The following is a 21,022-nucleotide window of genomic DNA, read 5'->3' as shown; positions in this document are numbered from 1 at the left end:
AACGAGAAGGCAAAGATGACCACGTTCACCGCTGAAAGCCCCCTGTACTTCGTGATGCGGCACGCCGAAGGCAACCGCATCCTGAGCGAGCGCGTCCCTACCCTTGTTAACAGCCCGGCGCTGCACACGCTCTACTTCCACGAGGTGGGCACCATCCTGGGGACCGAAGAGGCCCTACAGGGGAAGCCCAAGGAAACCGCGGAAATCCTGCGCCTCCTCGGCGAGTTGGAACCCGAGGATCTTCTGGCCCAGCGCGCGGCTGAGGCGGCGGCTGATCTTCCCGACCCGTCCGGGGACTATGAGCCTGGCTCTGTCGTGCGCGGCAGTGCGGTTGCCGTATACCCGACGACGACGGCCGCCCGGGAGCGGTTCGAGCTCACCCTCGCCGGTCCCTCGCACGGCAACCCGTTCACCGACGTCGAACTCCGGGCCGTGTTCACGTCTCCGTCCGGCGGCACGCTCAGTGTGCCGGGTTTCTACGACGGCGGCGGCGTGTACCGCGTGCGGTTGCTGGTGCCGGAGGCGGGGGAGTGGACGTTCACCACTACCAGCAACGCGCGCTCGCTGGACGGCGTCGCCGGCGCGTTCACGGCCGGGGAAGCGGTTGCCGGGGCGAAGGGGGTTGTCCGGGTGGCCGAGACTTTCCACTTCGCCTACGGGGATGGGACCCCGTACCTGCCTATCGGTACGACGTCCTATGCGTGGACGCATCAGGGGGATGCGTTGGAGAAGCAGACCCTGGACACGCTCGCGGCCGGGCCGTTCAACAAGATGCGCATGTGCGTTTTCCCGAAGTCCTACTTGTTCAATGAGAACGAGCCGGAGTTGTACCCGTTCGAAGGATCCCTCGCTGGCGGGTTCGACTATGAGCGGCCCAACCCGGAGTTTTATCGTCATCTGGAACACAGGATCGGGCAGCTGGAGGAGCTCGGCATCGAGGCGGACCTGATCCTGTTCCATGCCTATGACCGCTGGGGCTTTTCCACCATGAGTCCGGGCCAGGATGACCGCTACCTGAAGTACGTGGTGGCCCGGCTGGCTTCGCACCGGAACATCTGGTGGTCCCTGGCCAACGAGTACGATCTGTTGTTCCGCAAGACCACGGAAGACTGGGAACGCTTCGCGGGCATCGTCCAGGCCAATGATCCCAACGGTCACCTGCTGTCTATCCACAATTGCCATGCGTTCTACGACTACTCCCGGCCGTGGATCACGCACAGCAGCATACAGCGCCAGGACGTGCACAAGACGGCAGAATTCACAGGGGAATGGCGGGACCGCTGGCAGAAACCGGTGGTCATCGACGAGTGCGCCTACGAGGGCAACATCGACCAGGGCTGGGGAAACATCACCGGGGAAGAAATGACCCGGCGGTTCTGGGAAGGGGCCGTCCGGGGCGGCTACGTAGGCCACGGCGAAACCTACATGCATTCCGACGACGTGCTGTGGTGGGCCAAGGGCGGAGAATTCCATGGCAGCAGCCCGGACCGGGTCGCCTTCCTGCGCCGCATCCTCGAGGAAACCCCCGGAGGGTTCCTCGAGCCGCTGCCCAGCGCCTGGGACGTCCCGACCGCCGGCATCCGGCACGAGTACGAGCTCAGCTATTTCGGTTTCAACCAGCCCACCTACCGGAACTTTGTGATGCCTGCCGCCCGCCGCTACGAGGTGGACATCATCGACACCTGGAACATGAGCGTTGAAACCTTGCCGGACGCAGTGGAAGGACGCTTCCGCCTGGAACTCCCCGGCCGTCAGTTCATCGCCGTGAGGCTCCGCGCCGTCGCCTGAGGCCCAACTAACTCGCATTTGTTGTCGTTTTGGGGGCTCAGAACGACAACAAATGCGAGTCAGTTGGGTTGGGGAACGCCTACCCCAGCAGCGTGTTCACCAAGCGCGCGGCCACCTTGGCGGTCCGCGAGTCGATATCGAACTCGGGGTTGAGCTCGGCAACGTCCAGGTGCAGGAGCTTTCCGCTCGCGGCAAGTTGCTTGCACACCGCGCTGATGACGGGCATCGGCACGCCATACGCCGCGGGAGCACTCACGCCGGGAGCAACCGACGCCGGCAGCACGTCCAGGTCAATCGTCAGGTAGAGCATGTCCACGGTGTCCAGGAACCGTGCCACGAACTCCTGCACGGCCTCCGGGGAGCAGTCCTCATCCAGCAGGTACTTCACGCCAAGGCGGTCCGCCGTGTCGAACAGGGTGCGCGTGTTGTTGGGCTCGGAGATTCCGACGACGGCGTAGTTCAGTTCGCGGCCCTCGGCGGCTTCCGCTCGAGCCATCTGCAGGAACGGCGTGCCCGAGCTCGGCACCGGCTCGTCCCGCAGGTCGAAGTGCGCGTCCAGGTTCAGGACGCCGAGGCGCTTGCCGCTTGCCACAGCCTCCGAGCCAGCCACGCCCAGGTAGCTGGCGAAAGCAGTTTCATGGCCGCCGCCGAGCAGCACCGTGAGTTTGCCGGCGTCGAGCAAGTCCGAAATCACGCGGCCCGCGCGATCCTGCCCCGCCTCCAGCGAGCCGTCCTCCACAACGACGTCCCCGGCGTCGAACACGTCGCGGTCCAGATGGAAAGCCATCGGGCCCAAAGCTTTGCGGATAGCCTCCGGCGAGGCCGCCGCGCCAATACGGCCCTTGTTGCGCCGCACGCCTTCATCACTGCGGAAGCCAACGACGACGGCGGGCCGTGAGCCCGCTTCCGTCCCGCCGGGGGCGGCTACCTCGGGAGAATGGGGCGCCACTGCCTGCCACCAGCGGCGGTGCTCGTCGCCGTCGCCGTCGAAGCGGCCGGTCCACGGCGTCGGGCGGACATCGGCAACAGCGGGGGAAATCTCCATGATTCAAGCTCAGCGCATGACGGCAGCGAAAAACACCGCTCGCAGGCGGAGGGTGTCCGGTATTCCGGAAAGGCCTACTTCACGCCCAGGATTTCCTCGACGGGACCGATCCCGAAGAACAGCAGGAATGCTGCGGCCACGGCCCACATGAGCGGATGGACTTCGCGGGCCCGGCCCTGGAAGGTGCGGATGAGTGCGAAGGAAATGAACCCGGCGCCCAGGCCGTTGGCGATCGAGTAGGTGAACGGCATGAGGGACAAGGTCAGGAATGCGGGAATGCCGACACCCCAGTCCTGCCAGTGGATCTTGCCCACCTGGGACACCATCATGAAACCCACCACCACCAGGGCAGGGGCGACGGCTTCGAACGGGACCAGGTTGATGAGCGGGGTGAAGAACATGGCTACCAGGAACAGCAGGCCGGTCACGATCGACGCGAGGCCGGTGCGGGCGCCTTCGCCGATGCCGGCGCCGGATTCCACGAAGATCTGGTTGGAGGACACGGACGAGCCGCCACCGATGATCGCACCGAGCGCGTCCACTTGCAGGACGCGGTCCACGTTGGGGATGTTTCCGTGCTTGTCGATGTTTCCTGCTTCCCTGGCCAGGCCCACCATGGTGCCCATGGCGTCGAAGAAGATGCTGAGCAGGATCACGAATGCCAACAGCGTGGCGGCGATGATGCCAAGGTGCTGGAACGCGCCGAGGGGGTTCGCCTTGCCGATGAGGGACAAGTCCGGTGCGGCCCACTCGGTGAACTTGGGCGCAACCAGGGACCAGCCACGGGGATTGTAGGTCTTGCCGTCGAAACTCGGGCCGATGTGCAGGGTGAATTCAAGGATGGCCGCGAGGGCCGTCGAGACGATGATGCCGATCAGGATGGCGCCACGTACTTTGCGGACCACCAAGGCGATGGTCAGGACCAGGCCTACAACGAACACCAGGGTGGGCCAGCCAAGCAGCTTCCCGTCGACGCCCAGGCCCAGCGGGACCGTGGTGCCGGCGGCGTCCGGGATGCGGCGCACGAAGCCGGCGTTGACCAGGCCGATCAGCGCGATGAAGAGGCCGATGCCCACCACGATCGCGGTCTTCAGTGCCTCAGGTACGGCTTTGAAAACCGCGGTCCGGAAACCCGTGAGCACCAGGATCAGCATGGTCAGGCCCGAGAGCATCACCAGGCCCATCATGTCCGGCCACGTCAGGCCGGGGTGCGACGCAATCGTGACTGCCACGAAGGCGTTGACGCCCAGCCCGGTAGCCACTGCGAAGGGGTGCTTGGCCCAGGCTCCCATGAGGATCGTCAGGATGCCGGCTACGAAGGCCGTGGTGGCGGCGACGGCGGCGAAGCCAAGGGAAGCGCCACTCGAGTCCGCCCCGGAAAGGATCAAAGGATTGAGGACCACGATGTAGCTCATCGCAAAGAAGGTCGCGAAGCCGCCTCGGATTTCTCGCGAGTAGTTGGATCCGCGTTCCGAAATCTTGAAGTATCGGTCGATGGCTGAGCCCTGCTTGAGCATGGAAGTCTCCGGGGATCGGGGAAGTGTGCTCTCAAATCCTATGCCCGCGGCTTAGGCCCTCCCGCGAATTCGCCTAGTCTGTAAGGAATCCAACCCCAAGGGAGTCATTCGCTCATGCGCCCTATCCGCCAGCTGCTGGCCGTCGTCGTCGCTTTCACAGCGGTTCTTTTCTCTGCCGCCCTGTTCTCAGCGGCACCCGCCTTCGCGCACGACGTCGCCGAGTCAACGTCACCGGCCAACGGCTCAACCGTTGCCAGCGTCCCGGACTCCGTGTCCATCACGTTCAACAACCGGCCGCTCCTGCTCGGCTCACAGATCCGGGTGAACGACGCCTCAGGCCAGAACTGGGCAGATGGTTCCGTGGAGATTGTGGATGCGGTGGTGTCGCAGAAGCTGAGGCCTGGCGCGCCTGCCGGCGCTTTCACCGTCATCTGGCGAGTTGTCAGTTCGGATTCGCACCCCATCGAAGGCACCTTCACGTTCACCGCGAAAGCAGGAAGTACGACGGCGGGCAGCGGCTCCGCGAGCACCGCACCTTCGGTGGAGGTGCCCACCGCCGGCACCGCCGCGCCGGGTTCGACCGCGACGCCGGAGAAGGTGCCCGACGCATCCCAACCGTTCCCCTGGAGCATTGTGGTCTTCGCGGTGGTGGCCGCGGGCCTGCTGGTCTTCCTGGGTGTCACCGCACGACGCCGGCTGGCAGGCGGGGATTCCGGGGACTCTGACGGTTCCGGGGATGACGAGGACCCCGAGGACTCATAGGAAGTCCGTCCATACTGGTTCTAGGCCGAGGCAGGAACTGCCGCAAAGGTGCCGGTGAGGGCACCATGGACGCTGTCCGGGTAGACCTTGGCGGAAATCGCCTGGCCCACCACCTTGGCTTGGCACAGGACTTCCTTCGGGGTGGGCGTGGCAAGTTCGCCGACGCCAACCAGGTACATTCCAATCGCGCGCATGGCTGCGACGAGGTTCTGGCCGATCGAGATGCCGAGCTCAGCAAGCATCCGCCGCAGCTGGCTCTGTCCACAGCGGGTGACAACGACGTGGTCGGCCAAGAGAACTCCGTTGGCGGTGTGGACGGCCCACTGGTACGAGGCCACCCCCGAGGATGCCAAGCCCGGCGAGGCCAGATCTGGTCCGACTGGGTTGGAAAGCTCGGAGCCGGAAACCACCGATCCGGAAATCACGGTCCCCACGGCAGCTTCGTCCAGGCGATCAAGGCGGACGGCCCGTGTGGTGCTCCGCACATCGAGGCCGTGACTGGCTGCGTAATTGCGCAGGTGCCGCAGGATTTCGCTGCGCTCCTGGAGGCACGCGGCGTCCGCGGCGTCACAGCGCTGCAGGATGCCGGTATTGAGCGGCTGCAAAGGGGCGGGGACATACATTCCGTCCACCACGATCGCGTCTACGCCGTAACGGCTGAGTTCGCTGGCCACGGCCAGGCCGGGCATGCCGGCACCGATGACCACGGTGGTGGTGCGTTCCGTACTCGCAGTAGGCATGGTTGACACAGCTTGGCTCCTCTTTGAAGGTGCGTTGCCGAAGGCAACACCGGGGTGGCGTCCGAGTCCCCAAAGCGGTCGCGAATGATGGCCGTTGATGTGTTGAAAAACACGATCCCCGGTCACCAGTGCCTCGAACATTACAGAAGAAATCGCGTGGTGGATAGCCCCGGGACCGGCATGTCCGCCGATGCGTTTTTCGCGCCCCGATTCGGCAGATTTCCACGCCCTCCGGCGGGTTTCCACATACGCTTCTTCCGGCTTGATTCGGCCCTTGCAAACGAGAATAGTGAGCATTGGAGACCGCAACTCACGGCAGTCAAGCGAGAAACACGTTGTGGGCGCGGCCTCTGGCAGAATAGCCGCAACATCAGCCAGCAGTGCGAGGAGGCAGGCCCCATGGACCAGCACGGCAAACACTCTGAGAGCCATCGACCAGAGACCGAAGGCAACGCAGAGGAACCATCCATTGCCCCCGGCGGAATTGTGGTGGGCGTTGACGGCAGCGAACACGGCCAATGCGCCCTCATTTGGGCCGCCCGCGAGGCCGAACGCAGGCAGCTTCCCCTGCATGTAGTCACGGCCTACTCCGTGCCCATCTTCGCGGCTTCCGGCCTGGACGGCGGCTACGCAACAGTGGATGACTCCGTTATCCGGGACGGCGCCGAGGCAATCGTCAAGCAGGCCCTTGAGAAGGTCTCCGGCTACGCCATCGACGTCGATGGATCGGTGGAGAACGGAGATGCCTCCGGCGTGCTGCTCGATCTGTCCGAAACGGCCGAGCTCCTGGTCTTCGGCACCCGGGGACGCGGCGGGTTCGTAGGCAGGCTCCTGGGCTCCGTGAGCAGTGCCCTGCCGGCGCACTCCAAGTGCCCCACCGTGACAGTCCCGCTCTTCTGCGCGGACCGATTGGGTGAAACCACAGAGGACAAGCACATCAAGGCCGAGCGCGCGAAGGTTGGCTCCCGCGTGATCGAGAACGTGGTCGCAGTCGGCGTGGACGGCTCTGAACAGGCCCGCGTTGCCGTCCTGGAAGCCGCAGAGCAGGCCCAACGCATGGGCGCCAAGCTGCGCGTCATCTGCGCCGTACCCGAGTACAGCGGTTCCCTGGCGTGGGTTCCGGCACCACTGGACCGGGAGGCACTCTTCAAGGACATCAGGGTTCAGCTCGACGCAGGCCTAGCGTGGCTCAAGAGCCACTTCCCCAAGCTTCCAGCGGAAACGCAACTGCTTGATGGTTCGCCCGTGGAAGTTCTCGTGGAAGTGAGCCGCAGCGTCGAACTCGTGGTGCTGGGCACGCGTGGGCGGGGAGGCTTCGCAGGAATGCTCCTCGGATCGACGTCGGATGGCGTCCTGCACCATGCCAAAGGGCCCGTGCTGGTTGTTCCCGACCGCGAGGATCCCAGGCTGGCGGACCGCGTCAACTTCGGTCCGATGCTCGCCGCCTAACAGGCAAACCCAAGGACTGGTGGACGCAGGCGGACGGCAACGGTGGAGCACGCACAGCCCGGGGACGCATCGCGCTTGATCGTCGAGCTGCGCCGGATCCGGGCAACCATGCTTCCAGAGGTCGGCGGCAAGGCGGCCAACCTCGGCGAACTGATCTGGGCGGGACTTCCGGTCCCGCCCGGGTTTTGCCTGACCACCGAGGCTTATCGGCGCGCGCTGCAGCCCGATGGAAGCCCCGAGTCGGCGCTCGCGGACATTCTCCATGGCCTTGAGGCCGTGGAACCCGGCGACCTTAAGGGCATCGCTTCCCTCGCGGCCCGCGCCAGGGAAGCGGTGCTCGACGCCGGCATCCCTGCAGACATCGAAGACGCCGTTCGCTCGGCCTACTCCGCGCTGGGCCCGGAAGTCCCGGTGGCCGTCAGGTCCTCTGCCACCGCCGAGGACCTGCCCTTTGCGAGTTTCGCCGGCCAGCAGGACACCTACCTGAACGTCCTGGGGGCCGACGCCGTGCAGCAGGCCGTCCTGAAGTGCTGGGCCTCCCTGTGGACCGACCGAGCGGTCAGCTACCGGGCAAGCAACGGGATCGACCACGCCACGGTGACGCTCGCCGTCGTCGTCCAACGGATGGTGGATGCTGAGACCGCAGGAGTGTTGTTCACCGCCAATCCGGTGACCGGGCGGCGCCGCGAGGCGGTCATCGACGCCAATCCCGGGCTCGGTGAGGCCGTGGTATCCGGCGCCGTGAATCCGGACCACTTTGTGGTGGATTCCCTCACCGGGAGGATCACGGAGCGACGGATCGGCGACCGGAAGCTGGTGATTCGCTCCATTCCCGGCGGCGGAACCGAAAGGCTCGACGCGGCGGCGCAGGCAGAAGACGGAGCGGCCGGGGATGCCTGCCTTGCCGACTCCCAGATCAGGGCGCTCGCTGTCCTCGGCCAGCGCGTCGAGGACCATTACGGAGCACCGCAGGACACCGAATGGGCCATCGATGGCGACGGCAAACTGTGGCTCACCCAAGCCCGCCCCATCACCACGCTCTACCCGCAAATGACCCGCCAACCCGCGGTCCCCGGTCCGCACGCGTACCTTTGCTTCAGCCTCGCCCAAGGACTCACCCGTCCCCTGACTCCCATGGGCCTCGCGGGCATCAGGCTCATGGGGTCCTCGGTAGCCGAAGCGGCGGGATTCCGGGTTCCCGAACCGCGCGACGGGCCTTCGCCCTACTACGAGGCCGGGCAACGGATCTATTTTGACCTCACTTCGATGTTCCGAAGCAAGGCCGGACGCGCCATCGTGCCCAGGATCTTCGACGTCATGGAAGCACGTTCGGCGGCCATTGTGCGCGGCCTGTTCGAGGACCCGCGTTTCGCCGTCACCAGCAAGACGCCCTTCAAACTGCTCAGGCACGTTGCCCCGATCGTGCTCCGCTTCCGCCTTCCGGAGATCCTGCTGCGCGCCCTCTATCGGCCGGACGTTGCCCTTGAAAACGTGGAACGGCTAGGCGAGAAACTGAAGGCCACGCATGAAGTCCCCGCCGATGCCACTCCCCGCGAAAAGCTGGACCACGCCGAGCGGATACTTCGCGAGGGATTGTTCCCCATACTGCCCAATATCCTGCCACCGGTAGCGCTCGGCTTCGGGATGATCGGGTTGGTCCGGAAAATACTTGGCGAACAGGCCTCCTGGGGCGAGCTCCAAACCATCATCCGCGGCCTGCCCAACAACGTCACCACTGAAATGGACCTTGCTCTGTGGCGGCTCTCAACCAGCATCCGCGAAGATCCCGCTTCCGCGGAGGCCTTTACCGGCGGCGAGCCCGCTGTCCTCGCGGAGAGCTACCGCGACGGCGGCCTGCCCGCAGTCGCGCAGGCGGGGTTGGCCTCGTTCCTGCGCGACTACGGCCACCGGGCCATCGCGGAAATCGACCTGGGCATGCCCCGCTGGTCCGACGACCCCACCCACATCATCGGAGTCCTGGTCAACTACCTTCGCCTCGACGATCCCCGACTGGCGCCGGACAAACAGTTCGAAAAAGCTGCCCACGACGCCGAGGAACAGCTCGCCGTACTGGTGGCCCGTGCGCGGTCCAAGAGTCCGTTGCACGCGAGGATCGTGAAAATGGCCCTTGAGCGGACACGCATGTTTGCGGGACTCCGTGAGCTTCCGAAGTACCACCTCGTGCGTGGCTTCGCCGCGGTCCGCGCCCAGCTTTCGGAAGTGGGGGAGACCTTGGCGGAAGCGGGAGTCATCGATGACGCCGGCGACGTCTTCTTCCTGGATTTCAAGGACGCCCGCCACGGCTTGGACGGCAAGGATCTCCACGATCTGGTGGCCCAGCGGCGCGAGGCCTACGAGCTTGAACTCAAGCGCCGGCACGTGCCACGCGTACTGCTCTCCGACGGCACCGAGCCGGAAGCCCTGCCCGCCGGTTTCCTGAACAGCGGGAATGGACGACCCGCGTCGGGCGGCGCACTGCCGGACGGCATGCTGCTGGGGACCCCGGCTTCGGCGGGAACGGTGACGGCAGTGGCCAGGGTGATCATGGATCCGGTGGGCGCGCATCTCGAACCCGGAGAAATCCTGGTGGCGCCCTCCACGGATCCCGGCTGGACGCCCCTCTTCCTGACCGCCGGGGGACTCGTGATGGAGATGGGCGGGCCCAACTCACATGGCGCCGTCGTGGCCCGTGAGTACGGGATTCCGGCGATCGTGGGCGTCCCGGATGCCACGTCCCGGATCAGTTCAGGCCATACGATCACAGTGGATGGCGCCGCGGGGACGGTGGCTATCTAGCCGAAACCGTGGGTGTGGTCCGGGAGCTGCGTTCCGGAACGCAGCGTGCGGCCGGCACCCACGATCCCCGGCGCCTATCCCCAGCCGAGCTCGTGCAAGCGGTCGTCGCCGATGCCGAAGTGGTGGGCGATCTCATGGATCACGGTGATGGCCACCTCGTCGATTACCTCCTGGCGGGATCCGCAGATATCCAGGATCGGCTGCCGGAATATGGTGATCCTGTCAGGGAGGGAACCGGCATCCCACCAAGAGTCCCGTTCCGTCAGCGGCACCCCCTCATACAGGCCCAGGAGCACGGTGTCCGGCTCGTCTCCAGGCTGCGGGATGTAGTCGTCCTCGATGAAGATAGCCACGTTGTCCATGGCCCGGGCTGCTTTGTCCGGTATCAGGAGCAAGGCATCGCTGACGGCCGCCTCGAAGTCTTCCGGCGACATCTCGAATGGAACGGTGTTGAACTGCGCGGCCGCGGCGCCAGTGCCAACCCCACTGCTGGTACCAGGGAGTCGGGAGGAAATGCGCTGGCCGCCAGGGGAATCACCGTCGGGAACGATCGGCAGGCCGGGAGGTAAATTCGCGGGCATGTTCTGACTCTAGTCCGCGGCCCGGTCGTTGACGCCGGATGTGATGACAGCTACAGTTTTCCGGGCCGGTAATTCGTATAACCCAGCCCCAGGTTAAGCCAAGCCAGTCGTGCGGATCCTGCGACAAGTGCACCTAGCGCACCCAGTGCGCCCAACAGACAGGCCAGCCCATGACCCGACCCGGCAGCCGCTCCGGCACGACGATGAACGACGTCGCTGCCGCTGCCGGTGTTTCCCAGGCCACGGTCTCCCTGGTGCTCAACGACGCCGCAGGAACCAGGTTCTCGCAAGAAACCCGGCGCAGGGTCCATGCTGCCGCGCACGAACTGGGGTACCGGACCAACGCCCACGCCAAAGTGCTCCGCGACGGCGTGGCTGGCATGATCGGCTTCGTCGGCGACTTCGTGGCCACGGCGCCATTCGCCGGCAAGATCATCGAGGGCGCCCAAGCCCGGGCTTGGGAGGCCGGGCTGCTCCTCCTGACCGCCAACACGGGCGGGGACAAGGCCCTCGAAGCCGCTTCGCTGGAGACCATGCTGTCCTACAAGGTGGCAGGAGTGGTCTACGCCGCCATGTACCACCGGATCCTTGACGTGCCGGATGTCCTGGCGGAGGTGCCCGCCGTCGTGCTCAATTCGCGCGACCGTTCCGGGCGCTTTCCGAGCATCGCTCCCCAAGAGGAGCTGGGTGGCTACACCGCCACCAAACGCCTGCTGGACGCAGGCCACCGGCGTATCGCGATGATCAACATCGCTGCGGTGGACGGTGAGCTTCCAGCCGCCGTCGGGCGCTATGCGGGCTATCTCCGGGCCCTCAAGGAGGCCGGCCTCCACCCCGATCCCGGGCTCCACCGGATCGGCGACGGGCATGAGTCGGGCGGTTTCGGCAATGCCCTGGCACTCATGACCGGCCCGCAGCCACCCACCGCCATCTTCTGCGCCAACGACCGCACCGCCTGGGGTACCTACCAAGCGCTTGCCCAGCTCGGACTGTCCATCCCGCACGATGTGTCGCTGGTGGGTTTCGACAACCAGGAAACGCTCGCCCCGCACTTGCGGCCCGGACTGACCACGCTGGAACTGCCCTTCCTTGAGATGGGCCGGCGCGCCATCGAACTACTGCTGGCCGGCGCGGAACGTGACGGCAGTACCGAATACTTTGAATGTCCCCTCGTCGAACGCCATTCCGTGGCGGCGCCACTGAAAACCAACCACCAGCCACTGAAACTCCCCAACCAAGGAACAGGAAACGCATGAACCACTCGCCCCTTGCGTCCGAGCCGCTCGACGTCGTCGTGGTCGGCGAAGCCCTCATCGACATCGTGAACTCGCCCGGAGGGCAGACCGAATACCCCGGCGGCTCGCCTGCGAACGTCGCCTACGGCCTTGGGCGGCTCGATGTGAAGGCCGGGCTGCTGACCGCCGTCGGGCGTGATTCCCGGGGCGAGTCCATCGCGGCGCACCTGGCAAGCGCCGGTGTGGTTGTGCTGCCGGGCTCGCAATCGCTTGCGAAGACTGCGACGGCGACGGCGGAGATCGCCGCGGACGGTTCGGCCGAGTACACCTTCGACATCGAATGGACGCTGGCTCCTGCCGCACTCCCTTACGCCCCGAAGGTGCTCCACACGGGCTCGATCGCCACGTTCCTCGAGCCCGGCGCCGCCGTCGTCAGGACCCTCCTGGAGCAGGCCCAGGGCGGATGCATCGTCACGTACGACCCCAACATACGCACCGACCTCCTGGGCAGCCACAGCGAGGCGCTCCGCATTTTCGAGGAGCTCGTACCGCTGACCAGCGTCGTGAAGCTCAGCGACGACGACGCGTTCTGGCTCTACCCCGGCAAGTCCTTGGAAGAGACTGCCAGGCACATCCTGGGCCTCGGTGCAGGCCTGGCCGTCGTCACGCGGGGCGCCCAGGGTTCCCTCATGGCGACGCCGCACACCCAGCTGACGGTTCCCGCGGTGACATCGGTGGTTGCGGACACCATCGGCGCCGGCGATTCCTACATGTCGGCACTGATCCTCGGGCTGCTGCTGCGCGGCAGCCAAGGGCTTGCGCCCACGGTTCTCGAACGCATCGGGCAGACCGCCTCCATGGCCGCAGCCATTACCGTGGGGCGTCCGGGAGCCAACCCGCCCACGCACCGCGAGCTTCTCGCCGGAATGGCGAGGTAGCTGCGGCGGTGGTCGACGGCGGTGCCTCGCTAGCGGGACGTGATCCTAGCGGGAGCGGCGCCGCGTCAACCCGACGCCCACGAGGCAGATGACGCCGCCCACGAGGCCCCAGATGGTGGGGATTTCCTTGAGCACAGCCCAGGAAATCAGAATCGTGGCCCCCGGAACGAGGTACGTCGTGGCGGCGAGTTTCCCGGCCTCAATGAGGGACAGCGCGTAGGCCCACGTGGTGAAAGCGATGGCTGTCGGGAAGATCCCGAGATACACCAAGCCGAGAGTGGCCGGAAGGGGTGCGGCCTGCACTTCGGCCACCAGTTGGCCGGCCCACGGCAGACAGCACACGGCGCCCACCATGATGCCAAACCAGGTGGCCTGAGCCGCGGAGAACTTCCGCAACACGGGCTTCTGGACAATCACGCTCACCGCGGCGAGCACAGCGGCAAGGAGGCACAACAGCACTCCGGCGACGTCCGCCGTCGAGCGCTGTCCCGAACCGAGCGCGATCAGTGCAACACCGCCGAACGCCACGAGGCTACCGATGACCAGCCAGCGCGGAAAGCCTTCTTTCAGGATGACGCCGGCGAGCACGGCGATGAGGATCGGCGAGACGTTGATGAGCATGGCACTGGTTCCGGCGTCGAGCATGTGCTCGGCGGCGTTCAGGGCGAGGTTGTAACCCGCGAACCACATGACACCGTAGGCCAGGATGGGCAGCCATTCCCGGCCTTTGGGCCAGCGCTTGAGCCTGGGCAGGGCGACAATACCGAGCGCGACGGCGGCAACCACCAGCCGTCCGAGCGTCAAGGAGCCGGGGGAGAAGCTGGGTCCCACGGCCCGGATGCCCACGAAGGCGGATGCCCAGAGGACAACGGTGACGATGACGGCGGCGATGCCGAGCTTACTGATGGTCCGGGAGGTGGTGTTCGCCGGAGAGATTGGGGTGCTTGTGGCCATGATGCCAATCTAGCCCGGGACGGGTCGGACGGACTGGCGGAATTCGGACGTCTTTCAACAAGAAACCGCCAACTCTGACGGAGCGGATTTGAACGGTGGTTTGAGGCCGGTTTGCGTTTCGCGGGGCGCGATTTGGGAATATCCCCGACTATGCTCTAAAGTTTTAGAGTCCAGTTCGGACGAGCGAGAAGCGGTAAACGCATAGCGTTGTTGACCGTCGCGAATTCGGATTGTTCCAGGCCCCCATCGTCTAGCGGCCTAGGACACCGCCCTTTCACGGCGGCGGCACGGGTTCGAATCCCGTTGGGGGTACGCAAGGAACTGGTCAGTTCGGACTGAAAAGTCTGGTAGGCTGGAAGCCTTGAAAAAAGCGGTAGAGATACTGCAAACAAGCAAGGCCCTGTAGCGCAGTTGGTTAGCGCGCCGCCCTGTCACGGCGGAGGTCGCGGGTTCAAGTCCCGTCAGGGTCGCTCTGATTGCCGGAAGGAATTCCGGCAATCATGGTGACATTGTCACCTAAGGCTCTGTAGCTCAGTTGGTAGAGCGTTCGACTGAAAATCGAAAGGTCACCGGATCGACGCCGGTCGGAGCCACCACTGGGAAGCGTCAGTTCTTCGGAACTGGCGCTTTTCTTCTTTTAACCTGCAGGGAAAAGCCTGGGGTTATTCGGTTTCTGCCTAAAAGGCGAACATTTCCGTGCACGCGTGCCATTTTCGAGCGTGCGCGACGGATTCTGCTCAATCATTCGAATGGACAAACCCCATCCCCCTGGAATCACGTGGCCGGCAAGCTATGCGACCGGGATGATCCAGCAGAATCCGACGGCCACGGCCGGCTTGTCTCCGCCTTGACTTGGCCAAGCGCTAGGGTGGTACTCAAGAGAAGGGGAGGGCTAAATGGACCAGCAGGAAAGCTACACCGCGCCTGAACCGGAAGCCGTTGGGGCTCCGGTGTCCGAGGACCGTCAAACGGTGGCGGGAAGTGGCCGCACAGTGATCTCGGATTCCGCTGTCGCCAAGGTTGCTGGCATCGCCGCCAGGGCTGTTCCAGGCGTCTATTCCCTAGGCTCGGCTCCTTCGCGCGCCCTCGGAGCCATCCGCGATGCCGTCGGCAGCCAGGACCATGCTGCGGGTGTCCGCGCCGAGGTCGGAGAAACCCAAGTGGCCGTGGACCTCAATCTTGTGGCTGTCTATGGATACCCTTTGCATGATGTCGCCAACCAGGTCCGCGCGGCCGTCTATCAGGCGGTCGAATCGTTGGTGGGGCTGGAAGTCATCGAGGTCAACGTTGAGATCAACGACGTCTACGTTGCTCCGCCCATCAAAGCCGGAACAAGAGGCGCATTATCGGAAAGGGAGCCACTCCAGTGAACTTGACCGTTGTCGGAATCGGGATCGGCGCTTTCGTGGCGTTCATGGCCTTCCAATTCGGGCTGTGGGGTTTCATCATCGCCCTTCTCTTCATGGGCATCGGCGCACTTCTGGGCCGCGCCGCGGACGGAAAGCTTGACCTGCGCAGCGTGCTGGATGCCCTCACCGGCCGCCGCTCGTCGTCATGAGTTCCACGGCTGAGGCTGTGCAGCCCGCCGTCTCCCTGGCTGGCCACAACCGAATCAGCACCCAGGCCCTCACCACTTTGGCCCAGGCGGCCGCCGCGGAAGCGCTCGGTGTCTCGGCGCAGGATGTTCGCGCCGAATGGTCGGACGACGACGGACTGCTGGCACTCTCGATTGCCGCCCCGATCCGGGTGCCCTCGCTGACGGAAGTCCTCAGAGACCCGCTGCGGGTAGAGGGATACGGTGGGACGGTTTGGGACCGGGCCGTCGCTGCCAAGACGGTCATCCTTGAGCGAGTCACCCAGCTCAGCGGTTCCACCTTGAGCCGCGTGGATATCCGGATCAGCGGCGCACGCATCAGCGAAGGAGCTCGCGTCCAATGAGCCACGCCCAGACCCCGCACGCCCGGCGCAGCCACCCGGACCCTGCGGACGCGCAGACAGCCGACGGCGGGGCCCCAGTCATCCAGACGCCGGGGACCTCGGACATCGGCGACCGGATCGACGTCGGGCTCCAGCGCATCCTGAAGCGTGAGACCCATTCCTCCCGTGCGGGAATGGCGGGGCTGGCCGCGGCCCTTGTGATCGCGGCCTGTGTCTACGCCCTCCTCGAATCGGCTTTGCGCGCCATTGGCCAACCACCGTGGCTCATCGATCCGCAAACGGCTGCCGAACGGCTCACGGCGCTGCCCTCAGGTATTTCGCCCTTGCTGCTCGGTGCCCTCGGCGGCGTCGTGGCAATGGTGGGCCTGATTTTCTTCTTGAACGCGGTCCTGCCCGGCAGAAAGTCCCGGCACTTGCTTGAGGATCCCCGGGCCGGAGTAGTGGTGGACGACGAAGTCATTGCTTCGGCACTTGCCAGAGCCGCCCGGACAGCAGCGAACGTCACCCACGAGCAAGTCATGGTGGTGGTCTCGCAAAGGTTGGTTGTGGTCAACGTCCGGCCTACCTCGGGCGTGCCCTTGCACGAGGAACGGATCCTTGCCGCCGTCGAGGACGAACTTCAAAGGATGGCCCCTTCGCCCATGCCTTCAGTCCGCGTCAATGTCGCTACGTCCGGGGTGATCGGGGCATGAACGGCACTCCGCACGTCCTTAACCGCATCCTGATCGGCATCCTTGGCCTGAAGCTGCTGGCCATCGGCATTCTTCTGGTCCTGCTCGCCACCGTTCCCGCCGTGGGAAGTTGGTGGCAAAGCTGGTCTGCCGGCCTCTGGGAACACGCCAAGTACCTCTCTGAGCAGACCCGCATTCCAGGTCGGGAGGAAAGCTGGCTCTGGGTTGCAGCCGCTGCGGTGCTTGTTGTGCTGATCGTGCTCATGGTGTCCTGGGTGTCGCAGCAGGGCAAAGGCCGCGCCAACCTCATTGTGTCGGAGTACGACGACGCCCGGACGCCTGGCGACGTCAACATCGGCGGGAACCTTGCCGAGCAGGCGCTCAAGGCGGCCCTCGCCGAACGTACGGATCTCGCGGGCGTAACGGTGGCGACCTACGAGGTCAACGGTCGTCCCGGGCTCCGGGTCAGGGTCCAGCCCCGTCAAGGCGTTTCCCCGCACCTGCTGGCCGCGGACGTCTCCCGGCTGGTGGAGGCGCTGGACGTGGTGGTGGGACGCAGGACTCCCGTGTTGATTCATATCGGGGCCGGCGCGCGGACCCGGTTCAGCAAGGCCGAGCGCGTTCGTTGAACTGACTCCGACCCCTGTTAACCGGATAGCTAAGTTACCTCCCGGGCGTTTTGCGTTGCAGAGCTGTCCGTGGGGCCATAGTTTGAAGGTTAGGGGGAACTCTTCCCTTTGGTTGGGCTTGCCCGGCCGGCACCGGACCTTGGGTCCGAGTCAAGCCGATGGACCAAAAAACTTGGACCAGGAACAAGGAGAAAACCATGAGCGAAGAACACAACAACATCAAACAAACGGCCGAAGCCGCAGCTGAACAGGCCAAGCAGCTCGCGGGCGATGCCGCGGAGCACGTGAAGGAATTTGCGGGCGAGGCGGTCGGGAACGCGAAGGAATTTGCCGGCGAGGCGGTCGGGAACGCGAAGGAATTTGCCGGCGATACCGCGGAGCACGTCAAGGAGTTCCTCTCGGGTGACGTGGCTGAGAAAGCCAAGGACCTCGCGGGGGATGTTGCCGGGAACGCCAAGGAAATCGCGGGCGATGTGGCTGAGAACGCCAAGGGCCTCGGCTCCAGGATCGCCGGTTTCTTCAAGGGCGGCAAATAGGCTCCACGCCGGTCATTACGCGCCTTCCTGACCCTCTTTGGCTGGAGAACGGGGCCGACACGCACAACTTGCTGTGTGTTGGCCCCGTTTCCGTTCCAGAGAAGGTCGGGAAGGGAAGACCCTACTTAGCCACGAGGTACGCCCCGCTGTTCGGGACAATCGAGGCCCCGCCCGATCCGCCATCGCTGGAGAGTTCCACCCGGAACCCGGCCGGGACAGGGAGAGCTGCGGTACCCATGTTGACAACTACCAGCACGTCCCGGTTGTGGAAGGCCAGGACTCCGTTGGCGGGATTGTGCTCCTCAGCCCACTGGAACGTGCCCGAGCCCAGGCGGTGCGAGCGGCGGAATGCCAGGACGGAGCGGTACAGCTCGAGGGTGGAGCCCTCGACGCCGGCCTGGACGTCCGCCGCCAGCTCGCCGAACGCTTCGGGTTGAGGCAGCCAGGGCGCAGCGGGCGCTTTGCCAGCAGCTCCGGCGCCGCCCGTACCAGCCGTTGCCGCTTCCGAGAATCCGAAGCCAGGCTCTGCGGATTTCCAGGGCAAGGGCACGCGGCACCCATCGCGGCCGCGTTCCACGCCCTTGGTCCGGAAGAAGGAGGGGTCTTGGCGCGCCTCGGCCGGCAGGGACGTGTGCTCCGGAAGGCCCAGTTCCTCACCCTGGTACAGGTAGGCCGAGCCAGGCAGAGCGAAAGACACCATGGAGGCCGCGCGTGCCCGCGCCAGGCCCAGGGCGGCGTCGGGCTGTTCGTCTTCCGCCGAGATTCCCTTGGGGAAGGTGGTGGGATCTGCCAGCCCGAAACGGCTGGGGTGCCGGACGGTGTCGTGGTTGCTCAGAACCCAGGTGGAGGGGGCCTCGACGGATCCCGCCGCGTCCAGAGAAGATTCGATTGCCACTGCCATGCGCTCCGCGTCCCAGCCTGCCAAGAGGAAATCGAAGTTGAAGGCTTGTTGCATTTCATCCTTGCGGACGTACCGGGCCAATCGCTCCGCGGGCTCCACCCAGGCCTCGGCAACGAGCATGCGGTCGCCGTCGTATTCGGCGAGGACTCTGTGCCATTCGCGATAGATGTCATGGACGCCGTCCTGGTCGAAGAAGGGCGACGGCGGGTCCAGCGGCGGCTTGACCTTGTGCTCGACGGCGGTCGCTACGGCCGCCGAGTTTTCGAGTGCGGGGACAATGTGAAGCCTGGCCGTGTGCGGTTCGACGGCTTCGCTGTGGGCGCCTGGCGCGGATAAACCACCTTCGACCATGGCGGCCTCGCCCTCCCAGTCCGGCAAGCCGGCTTCTTTGACCAGGCCATGGGCAACGTCCACCCGGAAGCCGTCAACTCCGCGATCCAGCCAGAAGCGCAGTACCGAACGCATCTCTTCGTGGACTTCGGGGTTCTCCCAGTTGAGATCGGGCTGCTTCGTATCGAAAAGGTGCAGGTACCACTGGCCGGGAGTGCCGTCGTCGTTCGTTAGGCGTGTCCACGCGGGGCCACCGAAGATGGATTTCCAATTGTTCGGGGCCAAGGCCCCGTCCCGGGAGCCTGGTTTGGAGTCTTTGCCCGGGTGGAACATGTAGCGCGCGCGTTCAGGGGAGCCGGGGGCGGCGGCGAGGGCTTCGCGGAACCAGGCGTGCTCGTCCGAGGTGTGGTTGGGCACGAGGTCGACGATCACCTTGATACCCAGGCTGTGTGCCTTCTCCAGCATGGCGTCGAAGTCATCCAAGGTGCCGAAGAGGGAATCCACGGCCCGGTAGTCCGCTACGTCGTATCCGGCATCAGCCTGCGGCGACTTGTAGAACGGGGAGAGCCAGACGGCATCCACGTCCAACGATTGCAGATAGGGCAGTTTCGCGGTGACCCCGGCAAGGTCGCCCATTCCGTCGCCGTTGGCGTCGGCGAACGAGCGGGGATAAATCTGGTAGACGACGGCGCTTGCCCACCACGCGGAATTGCTGGAACCGGGGGTTGGGATCGGGGAGTGCGGCACTGGATTCCTCTCGATGACATATTTTTGTGTAAACGCTTGCATTACTACCCGGAAGCTTACTAATGTGAGGCTCACCACATCAACCGCACTGCGGAAATACCTGGTCCACTCACTGAGGAGTTCCCAGCATGAACACACGCAAGTACCTTTTGCCGGCCGCTGTTGCCGGCGTGCTAGCCATGTCCCTGTCCGCCTGTGGTGGCGGCGGTGGCGGCAGCACAGCCTCAAGCGGCGGAGATGCCGCAGCGAACCTCGACGGACGCGGTCCAATCACCTACGTCCAGGGCAAAGACAACAGCAACGTTGTCCGCCCGCTTGTCGATAAGTGGAATGCGGCGCACCCGGACCAGAAGGTCACTTTCAAGGAGCAGTCCGACCAGGCGGACCAGCAGCACGACGATTTGGTCCAGAACTTCCAGGCCAAGAACGTCAATTACGACGTCGTTGACGTGGACGTCATCTGGACCGCTGAGTTTGCCGCGAAGGGTTGGCTGCAGCCGCTCACGGACAAGATGAGCATCGATACCTCCAAGATGCTGCCTGCCACGGTCAAGACGGCAACGTACAACAACACGCTCTTCGCGGCACCCCAGACCTCGGACGGCGGCATCCTCTACTACCGCAAGGACCTGGTGCCCACCCCGCCCAAGACCTGGGACGAGATGATGAGCATGTGCTCCATCGCGAAGTCGAACGGCATCGACTGCTACGCAGGACAGATGGCCAAGTATGAAGGCCTCACAGTGAACGCTGCTGAAGCCATCAACTCGGCAGGCGGCACCATCGTTGGAGACGACGGCAAGTCCACCGTGACCTCCGCGGCGGCCAAGGCCGGCCTCAACAACCTCGTCACCGCCTACAAGAACGGAAACATCCCCACGCAGGGCGTGACCTACCAGGAAGAACAGAGCCGGCAGTCCTTCGAAGACGGCAAACTCCTCTTCCTGCGCAACTGGCCCTACGTCTACAACCTCGCCAAAACGGACGGCTCATCCAAGGTGAAGGACACCTTCGGCATGGCTCCGCTCCCGGGTAAGAGCGGCCCCGGTGCCTCTTCCCTCGGTGGACACAACCTCGCCGTCAGCGTTTACTCGGCGCACAAGGCAACGGCCAAGGACTTCCTGACCTTCATGACCAGTGAAGAGACTGAAAAGTTCTACGCAACGCAGGGCTCGCTCGCCCCGGTGCTCGGTTCCCTGTACGACGATCCGGCCCTGGTCCAGCAGCTGCCGTACCTTCCGGTGCTGAAGACCTCGATCCAGAATGCCGTGCCGCGCCCGGTCACGCCGTTCTACCCAGCAGTCACCAAGGCCATCCAGGACAATGCCTACGCTGCCATCAAGGGTGACAAGTCCGTCGATCAGGCAATGACGGATATGGACACGGCCATCAACTCGGCCAGCCAATAGCGACACCTCCAGTGAACCTCGGGCGGCTGGCGCTTCAAGCGTACGGTCGCCCGAGG

Annotated in this window: 19 protein-coding genes and 3 tRNA genes; 16 read left to right on the top strand and 6 right to left on the bottom strand. The window is 64.9% G+C overall.

Annotated elements, in window-relative coordinates:
• Positions 1-15: 15 nt before the first annotated feature.
• Complete coding sequence (locus ABH924_RS08060) at positions 16-1,788, top strand: DUF5605 domain-containing protein (protein ID WP_404497958.1); 1,773 nt, start codon at positions 16-18, stop codon at positions 1,786-1,788.
• A 79-nt stretch (positions 1,789-1,867) separates the two neighbouring features.
• Here the strand turns inward: ABH924_RS08060 and hutG are convergent, their stop codons facing one another.
• Both hutG and ABH924_RS08050 read right to left on the bottom strand, forming a co-directional pair.
• Positions 1,868-2,833, bottom strand: a complete 966-nt coding sequence (gene hutG / locus ABH924_RS08055; RefSeq protein WP_404497957.1) for a formimidoylglutamase — start codon at positions 2,831-2,833, stop codon at positions 1,868-1,870.
• 74 nt (positions 2,834-2,907) lie between these two features.
• A complete protein-coding gene (locus ABH924_RS08050; protein WP_404497956.1) occupies positions 2,908-4,350 on the bottom strand; it encodes an NCS2 family permease in 1,443 nt (480 codons plus the stop codon).
• A gap of 114 nt (positions 4,351-4,464) precedes the next feature.
• Between ABH924_RS08050 and ABH924_RS08045 the strand changes: the two genes are divergently transcribed.
• Positions 4,465-5,112, top strand: a complete 648-nt coding sequence (locus tag ABH924_RS08045) for a copper resistance protein CopC (protein WP_404497955.1) — start codon at positions 4,465-4,467, stop codon at positions 5,110-5,112.
• A 20-nt stretch (positions 5,113-5,132) separates the two neighbouring features.
• Here the strand turns inward: ABH924_RS08045 and ABH924_RS08040 are convergent, their stop codons facing one another.
• The gene (locus ABH924_RS08040) at positions 5,133-5,852 is read right to left on the bottom strand and encodes an FAD-binding protein (RefSeq protein ID WP_404497975.1); all 720 of its coding nucleotides are present in this window, start codon (positions 5,850-5,852) and stop codon (positions 5,133-5,135) included.
• A 399-nt stretch (positions 5,853-6,251) separates the two neighbouring features.
• Between ABH924_RS08040 and ABH924_RS08035 the strand changes: the two genes are divergently transcribed.
• Both ABH924_RS08035 and ABH924_RS08030 read left to right on the top strand, forming a co-directional pair.
• Positions 6,252-7,301, top strand: coding sequence for a universal stress protein (locus ABH924_RS08035; protein WP_404497954.1), 1,050 nt, complete (start codon positions 6,252-6,254; stop codon positions 7,299-7,301).
• Positions 7,302-7,343: 42 nt separating this feature from the next.
• A complete protein-coding gene (locus ABH924_RS08030) occupies positions 7,344-10,097 on the top strand; it encodes a PEP/pyruvate-binding domain-containing protein (protein WP_404497953.1) in 2,754 nt (917 codons plus the stop codon).
• A gap of 74 nt (positions 10,098-10,171) precedes the next feature.
• Here the strand turns inward: ABH924_RS08030 and ABH924_RS08025 are convergent, their stop codons facing one another.
• Positions 10,172-10,531, bottom strand: a complete 360-nt coding sequence (locus tag ABH924_RS08025) for a metallopeptidase family protein (protein ID WP_372460959.1) — start codon at positions 10,529-10,531, stop codon at positions 10,172-10,174.
• A 317-nt stretch (positions 10,532-10,848) separates the two neighbouring features.
• On the opposite strand from ABH924_RS08025, the gene ABH924_RS08020 reads away from it, so the two are divergent.
• Positions 10,849-11,934: a LacI family DNA-binding transcriptional regulator gene (locus ABH924_RS08020; protein ID WP_404497952.1), complete on the top strand. Its 1,086-nt coding sequence runs from the start codon at positions 10,849-10,851 to the stop codon at positions 11,932-11,934.
• Positions 11,931-12,851: a carbohydrate kinase gene (locus ABH924_RS08015; protein WP_404497951.1), complete on the top strand. Its 921-nt coding sequence runs from the start codon at positions 11,931-11,933 to the stop codon at positions 12,849-12,851. The genes ABH924_RS08020 and ABH924_RS08015 overlap by 4 nt, the downstream gene beginning before the upstream one ends.
• Before the next feature lie 45 nt (positions 12,852-12,896).
• On the opposite strand, the gene ABH924_RS08010 is transcribed toward ABH924_RS08015, so the two are convergent.
• On the bottom strand, positions 12,897-13,805 hold the full coding sequence (locus ABH924_RS08010) for a DMT family transporter (RefSeq protein WP_404497950.1): 909 nt from the start codon (positions 13,803-13,805) through the stop codon (positions 12,897-12,899).
• 239 nt (positions 13,806-14,044) lie between these two features.
• Here ABH924_RS08010 and ABH924_RS08005 point away from each other — a divergent pair.
• From ABH924_RS08005 to ABH924_RS07965, 9 genes are all read left to right on the top strand, one after another.
• A tRNA-Glu gene (locus tag ABH924_RS08005) sits at positions 14,045-14,117 on the top strand.
• Positions 14,118-14,201: 84 nt separating this feature from the next.
• Positions 14,202-14,275 (top strand) — tRNA-Asp (locus ABH924_RS08000).
• 50 nt (positions 14,276-14,325) lie between these two features.
• Positions 14,326-14,401 (top strand) — tRNA-Phe (locus tag ABH924_RS07995).
• Positions 14,402-14,701: 300 nt separating this feature from the next.
• On the top strand, positions 14,702-15,175 hold the full coding sequence (locus ABH924_RS07990; protein WP_404497949.1) for an Asp23/Gls24 family envelope stress response protein: 474 nt from the start codon (positions 14,702-14,704) through the stop codon (positions 15,173-15,175).
• Positions 15,172-15,363, top strand: coding sequence for a DUF2273 domain-containing protein (locus ABH924_RS07985; protein WP_059388473.1), 192 nt, complete (start codon positions 15,172-15,174; stop codon positions 15,361-15,363). The genes ABH924_RS07990 and ABH924_RS07985 overlap by 4 nt, the downstream gene beginning before the upstream one ends.
• The gene (locus tag ABH924_RS07980) at positions 15,360-15,743 is read left to right on the top strand and encodes a hypothetical protein (protein ID WP_404497948.1); all 384 of its coding nucleotides are present in this window, start codon (positions 15,360-15,362) and stop codon (positions 15,741-15,743) included. Before ABH924_RS07985 ends, ABH924_RS07980 begins: the two co-directional genes overlap by 4 nt.
• Positions 15,740-16,435 carry a hypothetical protein gene (locus tag ABH924_RS07975; RefSeq protein ID WP_404497947.1) on the top strand — a complete coding sequence of 232 codons (696 nt, stop codon included), beginning with the start codon at positions 15,740-15,742 and terminating at the stop codon, positions 16,433-16,435. Before ABH924_RS07980 ends, ABH924_RS07975 begins: the two co-directional genes overlap by 4 nt.
• A complete protein-coding gene (locus ABH924_RS07970; RefSeq protein WP_234752751.1) occupies positions 16,432-17,043 on the top strand; it encodes a hypothetical protein in 612 nt (203 codons plus the stop codon). Before ABH924_RS07975 ends, ABH924_RS07970 begins: the two co-directional genes overlap by 4 nt.
• A 197-nt stretch (positions 17,044-17,240) precedes the next feature.
• Positions 17,241-17,579 carry a hypothetical protein gene (locus ABH924_RS07965; RefSeq protein ID WP_404497946.1) on the top strand — a complete coding sequence of 113 codons (339 nt, stop codon included), beginning with the start codon at positions 17,241-17,243 and terminating at the stop codon, positions 17,577-17,579.
• 121 nt (positions 17,580-17,700) lie between these two features.
• Here ABH924_RS07965 and ABH924_RS07960 read toward each other — a convergent pair whose 3' ends face one another.
• Complete coding sequence (locus ABH924_RS07960) at positions 17,701-19,446, bottom strand: alpha-amylase family glycosyl hydrolase (protein ID WP_404497974.1); 1,746 nt, start codon at positions 19,444-19,446, stop codon at positions 17,701-17,703.
• A gap of 239 nt (positions 19,447-19,685) precedes the next feature.
• Here ABH924_RS07960 and ABH924_RS07955 point away from each other — a divergent pair, with 239 nt between their 5' ends.
• The gene (locus ABH924_RS07955) at positions 19,686-20,966 is read left to right on the top strand and encodes an ABC transporter substrate-binding protein (protein WP_234752747.1); all 1,281 of its coding nucleotides are present in this window, start codon (positions 19,686-19,688) and stop codon (positions 20,964-20,966) included.
• The last annotated feature ends 56 nt before the right edge of the window (positions 20,967-21,022 follow it).

It is taken from the genome of Arthrobacter sp. GAS37, assembly GCF_044908325.1.
GTDB lineage: Bacteria > Actinomycetota > Actinomycetes > Actinomycetales > Micrococcaceae > Arthrobacter > Arthrobacter ramosus.
Note: the sequence above shows the minus strand (reverse complement) of the source record. Positions and strands in the feature narration are given on the sequence as shown.

What these genes read in the sequence shown, in the direction of transcription:
- ABH924_RS08060 (WP_404497958.1), top strand. Translation starts at nt 16, where the DNA reads ATGACCACGTTCACCGCTGAAAGCCCCCTGTACTTCGTGATGCGGCAC.
- hutG (WP_404497957.1), bottom strand. Translation starts at nt 2,833, where the DNA reads ATGGAGATTTCCCCCGCTGTTGCCGATGTCCGCCCGACGCCGTGGACC.
- ABH924_RS08050 (WP_404497956.1), bottom strand. Translation starts at nt 4,350, where the DNA reads ATGCTCAAGCAGGGCTCAGCCATCGACCGATACTTCAAGATTTCGGAA.
- ABH924_RS08045 (WP_404497955.1), top strand. Translation starts at nt 4,465, where the DNA reads ATGCGCCCTATCCGCCAGCTGCTGGCCGTCGTCGTCGCTTTCACAGCG.
- ABH924_RS08040 (WP_404497975.1), bottom strand. Translation starts at nt 5,852, where the DNA reads ATGCCTACTGCGAGTACGGAACGCACCACCACCGTGGTCATCGGTGCC.
- ABH924_RS08035 (WP_404497954.1), top strand. Translation starts at nt 6,252, where the DNA reads ATGGACCAGCACGGCAAACACTCTGAGAGCCATCGACCAGAGACCGAA.
- ABH924_RS08025 (WP_372460959.1), bottom strand. Translation starts at nt 10,531, where the DNA reads ATGTCGCCGGAAGACTTCGAGGCGGCCGTCAGCGATGCCTTGCTCCTG.
- ABH924_RS08020 (WP_404497952.1), top strand. Translation starts at nt 10,849, where the DNA reads ATGACCCGACCCGGCAGCCGCTCCGGCACGACGATGAACGACGTCGCT.
- ABH924_RS08015 (WP_404497951.1), top strand. Translation starts at nt 11,931, where the DNA reads ATGAACCACTCGCCCCTTGCGTCCGAGCCGCTCGACGTCGTCGTGGTC.
- ABH924_RS08010 (WP_404497950.1), bottom strand. Translation starts at nt 13,805, where the DNA reads ATGGCCACAAGCACCCCAATCTCTCCGGCGAACACCACCTCCCGGACC.
- ABH924_RS07990 (WP_404497949.1), top strand. Translation starts at nt 14,702, where the DNA reads ATGGACCAGCAGGAAAGCTACACCGCGCCTGAACCGGAAGCCGTTGGG.
- ABH924_RS07980 (WP_404497948.1), top strand. Translation starts at nt 15,360, where the DNA reads ATGAGTTCCACGGCTGAGGCTGTGCAGCCCGCCGTCTCCCTGGCTGGC.
- ABH924_RS07975 (WP_404497947.1), top strand. Translation starts at nt 15,740, where the DNA reads ATGAGCCACGCCCAGACCCCGCACGCCCGGCGCAGCCACCCGGACCCT.
- ABH924_RS07970 (WP_234752751.1), top strand. Translation starts at nt 16,432, where the DNA reads ATGAACGGCACTCCGCACGTCCTTAACCGCATCCTGATCGGCATCCTT.
- ABH924_RS07965 (WP_404497946.1), top strand. Translation starts at nt 17,241, where the DNA reads ATGAGCGAAGAACACAACAACATCAAACAAACGGCCGAAGCCGCAGCT.
- ABH924_RS07960 (WP_404497974.1), bottom strand. Translation starts at nt 19,446, where the DNA reads ATGGGCGACCTTGCCGGGGTCACCGCGAAACTGCCCTATCTGCAATCG.
- ABH924_RS07955 (WP_234752747.1), top strand. Translation starts at nt 19,686, where the DNA reads ATGAACACACGCAAGTACCTTTTGCCGGCCGCTGTTGCCGGCGTGCTA.